This window comes from Myxococcus sp. AM011 (assembly GCF_013372595.1).
Lineage (GTDB): Bacteria > Myxococcota > Myxococcia > Myxococcales > Myxococcaceae > Myxococcus > Myxococcus eversor.
This window is the reverse complement of sequence record NZ_JABXEM010000325.1, coordinates 1-11597: the sequence shown is the minus strand read 5'-3', so window position 1 is coordinate 11597 and position 11597 is coordinate 1. Positions and strand designations below refer to the sequence as shown.

General features: G+C 69.8%; 10 protein-coding genes. 3 read left to right on the top strand and 7 right to left on the bottom strand.

The features are described from left to right. The coding region (locus tag HUW62_RS41610; RefSeq protein WP_176437581.1) for an FHA domain-containing protein at nucleotides 1-640 on the top strand (640 nt) is incomplete at its 5' end. Between the two features lie 42 nt (nucleotides 641-682). Here the strand turns inward: HUW62_RS41610 and HUW62_RS41605 are convergent. After that, nucleotides 683-2371: a serine/threonine-protein kinase gene (locus tag HUW62_RS41605; RefSeq protein WP_163869242.1), complete on the bottom strand. Its 1689-nt coding sequence runs from the start codon at nucleotides 2369-2371 to the stop codon at nucleotides 683-685. A 113-nt stretch (nucleotides 2372-2484) separates the two neighbouring features. Between HUW62_RS41605 and HUW62_RS41600 the strand changes: the two genes are divergently transcribed. Next, entirely contained in the window at nucleotides 2485-3252 is a 768-nt protein-coding gene (locus HUW62_RS41600) for an FHA domain-containing protein (RefSeq protein ID WP_176437580.1), read from the top strand. A gap of 72 nt (nucleotides 3253-3324) precedes the next feature. On the opposite strand, the gene HUW62_RS41595 is transcribed toward HUW62_RS41600, so the two are convergent. Beyond that, nucleotides 3325-3687, bottom strand: coding sequence for a TraR/DksA C4-type zinc finger protein (locus HUW62_RS41595; RefSeq protein ID WP_163869243.1), 363 nt, complete (start codon nucleotides 3685-3687; stop codon nucleotides 3325-3327). A gap of 125 nt (nucleotides 3688-3812) precedes the next feature. On the opposite strand from HUW62_RS41595, the gene HUW62_RS41590 reads away from it, so the two are divergent. Beyond that, complete coding sequence (locus HUW62_RS41590) at nucleotides 3813-4694, top strand: diadenylate cyclase (protein ID WP_163869244.1); 882 nt, start codon at nucleotides 3813-3815, stop codon at nucleotides 4692-4694. 68 nt (nucleotides 4695-4762) lie between these two features. Here HUW62_RS41590 and HUW62_RS41585 read toward each other — a convergent pair whose 3' ends face one another. From HUW62_RS41585 to HUW62_RS41565, 5 genes are read right to left on the bottom strand one after another with little or no spacing between them, the layout of a single operon-like run. Further along, nucleotides 4763-5329 (bottom strand): hypothetical protein, encoded by a 567-nt coding sequence (locus HUW62_RS41585; RefSeq protein WP_176437579.1) that lies wholly within the window; start codon nucleotides 5327-5329, stop codon nucleotides 4763-4765. 16 nt (nucleotides 5330-5345) lie between these two features. Then, a complete protein-coding gene (locus HUW62_RS41580) occupies nucleotides 5346-7625 on the bottom strand; it encodes a vWA domain-containing protein (RefSeq protein ID WP_176437578.1) in 2280 nt (759 codons plus the stop codon). 40 nt (nucleotides 7626-7665) lie between these two features. Next, nucleotides 7666-10197 carry a MoxR family ATPase gene (locus HUW62_RS41575; RefSeq protein WP_176437577.1) on the bottom strand — a complete coding sequence of 844 codons (2532 nt, stop codon included), beginning with the start codon at nucleotides 10195-10197 and terminating at the stop codon, nucleotides 7666-7668. 27 nt (nucleotides 10198-10224) lie between these two features. Next, nucleotides 10225-10629 carry a thiol-disulfide oxidoreductase DCC family protein gene (locus tag HUW62_RS41570; RefSeq protein WP_176437576.1) on the bottom strand — a complete coding sequence of 135 codons (405 nt, stop codon included), beginning with the start codon at nucleotides 10627-10629 and terminating at the stop codon, nucleotides 10225-10227. Between the two features lie 28 nt (nucleotides 10630-10657). Then, nucleotides 10658-11419: a hypothetical protein gene (locus tag HUW62_RS41565; protein WP_255203940.1), complete on the bottom strand. Its 762-nt coding sequence runs from the start codon at nucleotides 11417-11419 to the stop codon at nucleotides 10658-10660. Nucleotides 11420-11597 lie beyond the last annotated feature (178 nt).

Here is an 11597-nt window from a genome sequence, read left to right as displayed (position 1 = left end):
GTTCGGCCTGGCGGTCATCGCGGGTTCGACTCGAGGCCAGCGCTACAAGCTGCCTGTCACGGGTTGCGTCGTCGGCCGCCAGCGCGGCGCCATCCTCTTCCCCGACGACGGCTTCGTATCGCCGCTGCATGCCACCTTCCTGGTGAAGGACGGCGCGCTCTTCGTGCGAGACGAGTCCAGCGCCTCGGGCGTGTTCGTCACGGTGGCGGGCACGGAGGCCATCACCGCGCGCACCCACTTCAGCGCGGGGCAGCGGCTGTTCCGCTTCACGGGCCGGCTGGAGACGCCCGTGCCGGTGCCCGGTCGTCCCCTCGTCTACGGTGCCCCGGTGCCACTGGGCCAGGCCGTGTACGGCGTCGAGGAGGTCATCTTCGGTGGCCGGGGAGGCCGCGCGGTGGTGACGGCCGCCCCGCTGCTCACGCTGGGACAGGCGCACTGTGACTTGAGCTTCCCGGGAGACGAGGGCCTCGCCGGTCGCCACTGCGAGCTGTCCCCCACTCCCACCGGAGCGCTCCTGCGCGACTTGTCCGGCGGCCTGGGCACCTACGTGCGCATCCCCGCGGGCGAGGAGCGTCCCCTGCGTCCGGGAGACCGCGTCCGCCTGGGCCAGCACGTGCTCCAGGTGGAGACACTCGGCTAGTCAGTCAGCGCGAGCGCACAGGCACTTCGCCCGGCACGCGCGCTACGGGCTCGACGGACGGGCCACCGCGCCACCCAGGCGCTGCTCGATGAGGGCGCGGGCCTTCGAGTCCGCCACATCGCGCAGGTGCCGCGACCACCAGCCGCGCGCCTCCTCGAGCTGATCCTTCTGCCAGTAGAGCTCGCCCAGCTTGAGGGCCAGCTCCGGGTCCGGGTTCTTCTCGAAGGCCTCGCGGTACTTGGCAATGGCGAGCCCCGCGTCTCCGCGCTCCAGCGCGAGATCTCCCGCCTGCACGTGCATGCGGGACTCCTCCAGGTTGCGGTTCGTCGCGAGGATCTGCTTCTCGTACAGCTGCTGCTCGGCGTCGCCCGCCGACGTGCTCACCTTGCCGGGCACGGGCGCGTTGCGCGGAATGGCGAAGGGGGAGATGGGGCCCGTCTTCCCGCCGCCGTTGAAGTAATAGAAGTAGGTGAAGAAGAGGCCCGCGCCGAGCACCAGCAGCACGGTGAGCGACTTGAAGAAGAAGCCCAGCCCTCCGCCGCCCACCCCGGGCTGAGTGGGGATGATGGAGTCGGTCTTCTCCCGCGTCGCGGGCATGGCGTCGGCGTTGGAGGGCAGCGGCGAGAGCACGTCCGGAAGCGCTCGGACGGTGGCCTCCACCGTCATCTCGTTGCCCCACTCCGGCGCCGTGGCGTCGTCGTTGCGTCCGGTGGACGACTTGCGCGGCAGCGGCGCGAGCACCGCCGACGGTTGGGGGCGCCGCGAGGGCGACTCCGTGCGACGCCGCTCCTTCTCCACCGCCATCAACTCCGCGCGAAACGCCTCCGCGTTGGCGGGCCGGTCATCCGGGCTCTTGGAGAGCGTGCGCAGGATGAGCCGCTCCATGGCCGGGGAGATGCGCGCGTCGGGCCGGCGCCGAGTGGGAGGCGGCGGCTCCTCGGTGAGGTGCTTGGTGGCGAAGCCCACCGCCGAGTCCGACTCGAACGGCAGGAGGCCCGTCATGAGCTGGTAGAGGATGACGCCCACGGCATACAGGTCCGAGCGGTGGTCCAGCGTCGCGCCGCGCGCCTGCTCCGGGGACATGTACTCGGGCGTGCCGCAGACGAAGCCCGCGCGCGTGAGGGCGGGACCGTCGTCGGTGGAGTCGGTGATTTTGGCGATGCCGAAGTCGAGCACCTTGACGAAGTCCGGCTCGTTGCGCCGCTGCTCCACCATGATGTTCTCGGGCTTGAGGTCCCGGTGGATGACGCCCGCGCCGTGCGCGTCCGACAGCGCGCCGAGCACCTGGCTGACGATGCGCACCACGCGCCCCTCGCCCAGGGGCCACTCGCGGCTGAGAATCTGGTGCAGGTCCTGCCCCGCCACGTACTCCATGGCGATGTAGAGCGCGCCGTCCTCGGCCTGGCCGAAGTCCAGCACGCTGATGGAGTTGCGGTGGTTCAGACGACTGGCGGCCTTGGCCTCGCGCTGGAAGCGCGCCACGGTGCGCTCGTCCGACAGCAGCGTGTGCCGGAGGACCTTGAGCACCACCACCTTGTCGAGGGAGATCTGCCGGGCTCGGAACACGCGGCCCATGCCGCCCTCGCCAATGAGGGCCTCGACCCGGTATTTCTGGGCAATCGTCAGGCCGACGTAGTCGTCAGCATCCGGCGCGCGCACGAGTGTCGCGCCGCAGGCCGGGCAGAAACGGGAGGATTCTTGGGCGTCAGCGCCGCAGGAGGGGCAGTGCAAGTCAACTTCCCCGAAGGGTGGGGGGCGGAGTTCACCACGTCGCTCGGGTGCTGAGCAAGCCGTTCGCAAGACGAGCAACCGTGCTTGACCCCTGGTAGAAACGCGGAGCCCTCATGGAAGCGATGGAATACTGCCCCCGCTGCGACGCCGAAAACCCCCGGGATGCCACCGTCTGCCGAGCGTGCGGCTCACCGCTGCGCTCCGGGACGATGGTCATGGCCGTGGCCAGCCTGTCCACGCGCCCCCAGGTCTCCATCCGCGTGGTGCGGGCCGACGGAGGCCCCGAGTCCGTCGTCCGCATGCAGCGAGACACCCTCACCTGCGGCCAGCAGGGGGAGATCTCCCTCCCGGACGACCCCTTCATCATGCCCGTCCAGATGCGCTTCTTCTTCTCCGGCTCCAGGCTGGCGGTGGAAGACGTGGGCGGCGCCAACGGCGTCTTCGTGCGGCTGCGCCAGGAGCGGGAGCTGTCCCCCGGCGGTGAGCTGCGCCTGGGCCGCCAGCGGCTGGTGCTGGAGCCCATCCCCACCGCGACGCAAGGTCCCGGGGGGACGCAGATCTGGGGCTCGCCGGATCCCGGCTACCGCCTGCGGCTCATCCAGTTGCTGGAGGGCGGTCTCCGGGGCGCGGCGTATCCGCTGCGCGAGGGCGACAACCTGCTGGGACGCGAGCAGGGCGACCTCACCTTCCCCACCGACGGCTTCGTCTCCGGACGTCACGCGGTGCTGCAGGTCCGCCAGGACCGGCTGACCGTGCGGGACGTGGGCTCGTCCAACGGCACGTTCATGCGCCTGGCCGGCCCGACCTTCGTGGACAACGGGGACCACTACCTCATCGGCCGGCAGCTGCTCCGGGTCGAAATCCAGGCGCCGCTGGCCTGAAGCGGCACCCTCCCCGGTACTCGCGCCCGGGCCGCACGGGGAACTCCCGCGCGGCCCTGGGCCCCCACGACCTCAGCCGTAGGACTTCTCTTTCTTCTCCTGCTCCTCCTTGCAGCGGATGCAGAGCGTCGTCACCGGACGTGCCTCCAGCCGCTTGGGGGAGATGTCCTCCTCGCAACGCTCGCAGATGCCGAACGTGCCGTCCTCGATGCGGGCCAGCGCCCGATCAATCTTCGTGAGCAGGAACTTCTCCCGGTCCCGCAGTCGGAACTGCATCGACTGCGCGTACTCGGAAGACGCCAGGTCGATCTCATCGGGGAGGTCGTCCGTGTCGAAACTCGCCTCCTCCAGCAGGGTCTTCTTGGCGTTCTCGAGCAGGCTCGTCTTGCTGTCCTCGAGCATCTTCTTGTAACGCTTGAGATCTTTCTGGTTCACAGCCTTCGCTCCAGTGCGCGAGGGTTTTGGGCCCTGTCCCCCAAAAAAAGGGCCCGAAAGCTTTATTCAGGGAGCCGTCGGTGTCAAGCTGACCCAGTCACGACTGCGGGTGAATGGGAGGGCGGTTGAGCGAGAACACGAAGTTTGATCGGGAGTTCCTGCGCTCGGCCCTCTCGCTGGCCGCCAAGAGCGATGTGGATCATTTCCTCTACATCTGTGACACGCCCATCCCTCCCGAGGAACTCCGGGGCCGGCCTGCTCGCAAGAAGCTCGTGTATGCGGTGACGCTGGACAAGCTGGCACAGGAGCACCTGCTTCGAAAGGTCCGTGCGCTCGTCATCCCCGCCTACGACTACTCCCGCACCGAGCGGGTGAAGGTCGCCCTCGTCTCCGCGCTCTCGCAGGGCGCGTTCAAGGAAGGCGACCTGGTGCTCTGCATGACGGGCCGTGTGGGTCGGGCTCCCGATACCCTGATGCAGATGCGGATTGGTGGCTCGCTGGATGATCGGCTCGCGATTGAGGGTGTGAAACTGGGCGAGGAGTTTAACTCCCAGGTGGTGGATGCGCTCATCCAGTTGGCGCTCCAGATTGGCCAGGAGGGCTTCGAGGGCCATCCCATCGGCACCATCATCACCATCGGCGACCACACGACGGTGCTGGAGAAGAGCCGGCAGATGACCATCAACCCGTTCCAGGGCCTGTCCGAGGCCGAGCGGAACGTGTTGGACCCGAAGATTCGGGAAGCCATCAAGAACTTTTCGGTGCTGGACGGCGCCTTCATCATCCGCGAGGACGGCGTGGTGCTGGCGGCCGGACGCTACCTGTCCGCGCAGGACGAGCTGGTGAAGATTCCGCTCGGTCTGGGTGCCCGGCATGCGGCCGCCGCGGGAATCACCTCCTCCACGGCCTGCATCGCGCTGGTGGTGAGCCAGACGTCCGGCGCGGTGCGCCTCTTCAAGGGCGGCAACATCGTCCTGGAGCTGCACCAGACGGCGCGCCGCACCTGAGCTCGAAAGCTCAGTCCGCCTTGTCCTGGCGCTGAACCAGACGGCGCGCCGCACCTGAGCGCGAAAGCTCAGTCCGCCGTTTCCACCTTCACCTGGCGCTCCTCGCGGTAGACCTCCGCCAGCGCGTGCGCGCGCTCCACCTCGTCGCGGGCCGCGTCCACCACCAGGGCATGTTCGAAGCGGGCCACCTGCTCCTTCAGCGCGTCGGTGACGATGCCGCCCAGGGTGAGGCGCGCGGAGGCGCTCTCCCGCTCGCGGCGCAGCTCCTCCACCCGGTCTCCCAGCTCCGCTGCGGCCTCCAGCAGCAGCTTGCCGTCCGAGTCCGCGCGCTCCAGCGACTCGCGGGTGGTGGCCAACAGGGCCTCCGCCTGTGTGCGGTCCTTCGTGAGCACCGCCACGGCCTTCGAGTCCCCTCGCGACGCGGCGGTTGCATGGCGCGAGGCCAGCTCGTCCAGACGGCGCGAGTAGCGCTCCACCGCGCGACCCAGGTCCCCTTTCAGGGCGAGAAGCGTGGCCGCGGACTTGCGCAGCTCGGCGGCCTGTCGGTCCAGGTTCTCGAGCAGCTCGTCGAAGGCGACGAGCGGGTCCGCCGGACGGGCGCGCTCCTTCTTCCGTTTCCAGAGGCCGAAGAACATGGCGTTGGACGCAAGCCTAGCCGAAGGGCCGGCACAACAGCCGCACCCGCGTCAGCGCGTCCGCCACCGACGGTCCTCCCACGGACAGCGCGGCGAGGTACCGCGCCGGGGTCAGCCCATACACCGCCAGCAGGTGCTGGAGGAGCACCACGCTCTCCGTGGCGCGCTTGTCTGCGGGCGCCAGCGAGGCGGCCTCGACGAGCGCGCCGAGGATGTCCACCACTCGCCCCACGACGTCGGAGCCGGGCACCTGTCCGCCCTCGGGGCGCGGCGGAGCTTCAGGGAAGAGGGCTTCGAACGAGGCCTCCACTGCGACGGGAGCCACGGTGTTCCGCCCGGTGGCGACGCGCTCCAGCGCCTCCAGGTGCGGCGCGAGCTTGTCCAGTGCGTCCGGCGTCGCGGGCACATCCCGGGGCAGCAGCGTGCGCCAGGGCGTGTCGAACTCGGTGCGGGCCCACTGAATCTCCTCGTCGGAGAGGTGGTGGTAGAAGGCGCGGATGCCGGAGGCGCGCTGCTCGCGGACGAGCGAGCGGAGGTCCGGGTTCTCCTCTCCCAGGGAGATGAAGCTCAGGGCGATGTCCAGCGAGCCCATGGGCGCGCGGGTGCGGCGGATGAGGTCCAGGTCCACGCGGTCCTCTCCATCCGTGACAAGCACGACGGTGGCGCGGGCGAGGTACGGGTCTCTTCCCTGCGCGGCGCGGATGGAGTCGAAGGCCGACATCAACGCGAGGGAGATATCCGTCTGGCCCTCCGCCGGCGAGTCCCGGAAGAGTCGTTCGATTTGCCGGGTGGCCTCGGTGGCGGTGTCCACGCGGGCCAGCTCGGTGGGCACGTCGTTGAAGAAGCTGAAGTAGAGCGGGTCGAACGTCTCCCCTCGGCGAGCCTTGACGCGCAGGTTGTTCAGCTCGGCGATGATGAGGGCGTCCCGGAACCGGGCCCTGGCGCCGTGCATGGAGCCGGAGGCGTCGCAGACATAGACGCGCACGGCGGTGCGCTTCACCTTCTTCGACTGAGGCGGCGGCGCCTCTTCCAGGTAGGCGCGCACCAACTGCCGGTTGGCCGCGAGGTCCCTGAGCAGCATCCGGGGGTCCGTCAGCACGAAGTTGTTCACCTCGTGCAGGCCGCCCGTCACCTCGAAGGTCATCGTCTGCGTGGGATAGGGAACGCGCCGGGGCACGGGCCGCGACACCTGGGTCTCCGCCAGGACGATCTCCTCCGAGAGCGCGTCCTCCACATCGAAGTAGCGGGCACACCCCGCCGCCAGCTCGAAGGTGGCGAGTTGCTCGGGCCGCAGCGAGAACGCCAGGTCCGCCAGCAGCTCGTCCGGGCGAGGAGCCGCTGTCTCTGACGGCGCTTCCTTGGGCGCGGACTCACCGAACCAGTGGGCCAGCGCCTCTCGCTCGGCGCGCTCCACCAGGTCCGTCAGGTGGGCGCGAGAGGGCAACAGGGGCTCCAGCGCCGAGCGCGCGGACGCCGCCAGCTCCAGGTCCCCCGCCTCCAGTGCGCGCTCATAGAGGCCACGCAGCGAGCGGTATGCGGCCTGCGGGTCATGTCGGGCCGCGTGACGCACGTGGCGCAGGAACTCCTCCAGGGAGCGCACGGCCGGCACGGCGCGCGTGCGCTCGCGGGCCTCGGCCACCTCGCGGCGCAACGGCAGGCCGCGCTCGCGGTCATGGTCCGCGCCCAGGCGCAGCAACATCTCGTGGGCCAGGTCCAGGTCCCTGCGCTTCTGCACGACATCGACGACGTTCTCCTGGGCGCGCAGCGCGAAGTACTCGGCCACGGCCATCCGGGAGCTGCTGGGCGGCCGCTGCTTCCGCGCGGAAGCCGGGCGCTCGAAGGCGACGAAGTCCTCGTCGTCATCGACGGGCGCCGACGGCGGACGGGCGAAGACGTCGGCCACCTTCACGGCCCGGGCGAGTTGGACGAAGGCGCGCTCGAGCACCGTGACGGTTCCTGGCGGCATCACTCCCGCACGCCAGGCGCGCTCCACGCGCTCCACGCACTCCTCCATCTCTTGCAGGGCCTGCCCGGCCCGTGACTGGAGCCCCTGGGACAAGGCCCCCGCCAGCCCCCGACGAGCCCCCAGCTCGCGCAGCAACTGCGCATCCGCGGAGGTGTGGACGCCTACCTTGTCCAGATCCCGGTCCAGCAACGCGAGCACGGGGAGGGCCAGGTCGCCGTGTCCGGTGACCTTGCGGCCGAAGGTCCACCAGCGCGGCCCGCTCGCTGGGGGTACCGGCTGGCGGAGCGCATCCAGGCGCCGTCTCAGGTCCGTGAGCCGCCGGGAGAGCATGCTCAGCCGTTCCTCCGCGCCCTATCCGACGAGGACGCGCTCACGCGGCGGACCGCCGCTCCAGCACCTGTCGGCTGTATCGTCCGAAGTCCTCGTCGATGCCTCGCAGTTGAACGTCGAGCCGCTGCGCGCTCTCGCCCACGTCGCCAGGAATGGCGGCGAGCAGCGACAGCACGCCCTTGAGGCGCACCAGCTCCCCTTCCTTCAAGGCCAGCAACGGGAAGCGACTGCGCACCAGGCGGTCCACCGTGCGCTCCACGTCGGGCCGCTCCGTCAAGGACTCGGGCGTCGGCAGCGAGGTGAGGAGCTGCGTGAGCCAGCTTCGCAGGTACTTCACGCGCGTGTGGATGAAGGTGAGCTCCGCCTGGGCCACCGCCGCGCGGGCGCTCTCGGAGAAGAAGGCCGAAGCCGAGCCACCTCGGGTGAACGCGAGCTGTCCATCCAGGCCCAGCAACGCCGCGAGCTCGCCATCCGGAGCCTTGGTGGAGAACTCTCCCCGGTAGAAGACGTAGGCATCGCCGTTGAGGACGGAGGCGGCCGGAGGGGACGGGGCCGTCCCATCGCGCGTGAGGTGGCGGGCGTGCTCGCGGAGCCGACCGTCGAGGATGCCCTGACACTCCCCCATCACCACGTCGACGGGCAGGCCCTCGCGCCGGAGGTTCTCCGCCACGGCCTGCACCGCGCGCCCATACTGTTCGATGCGGTCAAACGGAGTGGAGGCCAGCACCTCGCGCGCATACGCCAGGCCCAGGGGCAGCAGCAGTTCCTCCTTGAAGCTCCGCTGCATCGGGTCCAAGGCGACAAGCGACTGCTCCAACTGGGACAGCCGCCGCGAGTCCGCCGCCAGCGTCTCCAGCGGCTCCTTGCGGCCCCGAGCGGACGTCCCCTGGAACGCGACGGTCGCCCGGCGCCGCAACGCACCCACCACCCGCTTTCGCGCGTCGGCCTCCGCCTTGCGCAGCCGCTCCACCACCACGGGGGCACCTTCGCCGAGGATGCCCACCAGGTCGGCGGTCCTGGAAAGCTCCTCCTCCAGGTTGTCCGCCAGCCCCACCAACCCCTCCAGCTTGAGGCCCTCCTCGAAGTCCGCGCTCTCCGCGGTCAGGGCAATCATCTCCAGCGCCCCATCCAGGAAGCGCGCGGTGGACTCGCCCAGTGGAGCCAGACCGACCTTCAGCTCGGGGATGACTCGGCACAGCTCCAGCACGTCCTGGAACGAGGTCAGCAGGGCCAGCCCTCCCCGCCCCTCGCCTTGTCCCGCCAGGCCTCGCGCGAGCCGCTGGTCCATCGCCGCCACCAGCGCCCGGGCGGACACCAGCAGCGGGGCGCGGTTCTGAGGATGGCGAGGGCCGGGCACCAGCTTCGTCAGCAGGCCGCGCGCCGAGGTGGACGCGATGGACGGCTGCCAGTTGCGTGACAGCGCCTCCACCGCCGACGCCTCGTCGGACGAGCCCAGCGACTGGGCCTCGCGTTCCTGTCCCCCGCCCAAGTCCTGCCGCACCTTCGCGATGACCTCGTCGAACGTGCGCTGCTCCAGCCGGACGATTTCGAGCTGAGCACGCTCTCGGGGATCCACCACCGACTTGAGCAGCGCCTCCGTCTCCGCCGACGGGGGACCGCCGAGCAGGAAGAACCAGCGCAGCGCGTCCAGGTCCTCCACGGTGGCCTCCAGCGGTCGCTCCGGCCGCCGGTAGATCTGATCTCTCACCACCGCGGCCTTCAGTGCCCACAGCGCCTTCACTGCGGAGCGCTGGGAGAAGTACTTCGTGGGCACGTAGTCGGGCAGCTTGGAGACCTGCGCCGTCAGGGCCCGCTCCAGGGCCTCCGCCAGCAGCTCCACGCCCTCCAGCACTTCACTGGGGACCTTCACCCTCGACACGGCGTCCTGCAACAGGTCCACCTGCTGCAACGAGAGCGGGGCCCGCAGGTCCGCCCGAGCGCCCTGCGCGAAGCGCTGCAGCATGGCCGCGCGGCTCTCCTTCCGGGCGAAGGACTTGGGCACGAAGCTGATGAAGCTCAGCCGGTCGGCGAAGGCGAGCAACAGCTCGGGTGAGCGCGCCAGCACCTCGGAGAGATACCGGTTGCTCGTCATGATGACGCACTCGGTGCGCCCCGCCGTCACCCGCCGGCCGTGCTTCAGCTCACGCTCGAACAGCACGTTGAGGATGGAGCGCAGCAGCATGTCCCGGCCGTCGAAAATCTCATCCAGGAACGCGTGCTGCGAGCCCAGCATGCCCTCGTCGGTGAGGTACTCCGTGCGCCCCGTCTCCGTCAGGACCTTGAAGTCCACGGGGCCCAGCAGGTCCGTCTGCACGGTGGATTCTGCGAGTTGCTTGGAGAACAGCGAGGGCTGGCCGGTGTGCTCGTCGATGATGCGCCCCAGCACCGCGCTGGCGATGGCGCTCTTCGCCGTCCCGGGGGGCCCAATCACCAGCACATGCTCCCGACTCAGGAGGGCCAGCTCGAGCTGCGTGAAGAGCGTCTCTCGCTCCAGGTAGACGTCCCGCAGCTCACTGAAGAAGTGGCGAAAGGCGCGAGCGGCCTGGAGATAGGGCGGCGGATGGGCTTGCACGAACCCATGCTACCCGCCGCCCTCTGTCTATTTGAAGTGGACCGCGCAACCCGCGTCCGAACACGTCCGTCCGGCGATTTTGAACCGGTAGCGGGCGAAGGCTCGATAGAGCACGTCTGAGAGCTGACGGAGCCCGGGGACGTAATAGACGTACAGCAGCCGACCCAAGGGGTGCCTGCCCAGCGCCCTGACGATGGCCTCCGCCCCTTCCAGCACCCGCCCATCCGCCTGGACGAGCTGCATGGCATTCTCGCACCGCTCCGCGCTGATGCCCGGGAAGGCCTCCAACACGCCCTCGTCCCTGAACGAGCGAAGCTGCGTCCCCCGGCCCCCCAGCATCCTCTGGAACTCGCGGGCCGCGCCGCTGCAGATGCGGCAATGCCCGTCGTAGAGGATCACATCGTTTCCCGGCGGCGTCGTCCTCAGCACCATCCGCGTCACCTCCACCCTGGGTTCTATGTCAGCGGGATACGAGCGTGTCATGCAGATGCGCATGCACACCGCGCCAGATGTCATGCTGCCGTTCGATGGGGTCCATCAGCTTGAGACCCACCGTCGTCGCGGGTGAGCTGCCCTGGAAGGCCGAGTACTGGCGCAGTCGCGTTCCACCCGCCCCATCCTCCTCGAATACGAAGCGGTTCGTCCCCCGCAGCGGGTGCCCGTCCAGGGTGGTGATGTGCACGGTGAGCGTCTTGGCCTCCAACTGGAACGCCACGGGGGCCCAGACCGGAGGAGGCCCCTTCTCCTCCAGGAACACCTTCGCCCCATCCGCCAGCGTCCCGGTGGGCGGCTGGAGGCGGATGCCCGCGGACTCGAACACGGGCCCGGGGTTGCGCACGAAGTAGGCCCAGGCCGCCTCCGGTGGAACACCGGGAAGCGCGCTGGTGTAGTCCGTCAGGGACGTGGGCGCCCCCTGGATGGGAGGGCTGGGCTCCAGGAGCCGCAGGTGCCCCCGTGCATAGGCCTCCACCACGCTTCCGCCCATCAACGCCAGGCTCGCGGTGGCCGCCTCGGACTGCGCCAGCGTGAAGGCGCCCTGCTTCATCTGCTCCCGAACGCTCCCCATGGGCCGAGGAGGAAACGAGCCGCCCACCGCGAAGTCGAAGTCGTTCGACCCGCCCGTCCTGGGCCCACAGCGAGGCCCCGGCACCAGGAAGCCTCCCGAGCCTCCAGGCACCTGGCCCTGGAACACCTCCAGCGTGCTGGCCGAAGTGCCCTTCATCGGAAGCGGAGTGCCACGGGCGGGAACGGAATCGAGGGAAGCCGCCCCGACCTCGCCTTCGACAGGCAGGGATGTGGCGGAGGACAGCGGGGACGCGACGCGAGTCATGCGGGCACCTCACACGAAGACGTGGAGCCCCGCCCCGTTGCATCCCCATCACCACCACGCGTCCCAGTCC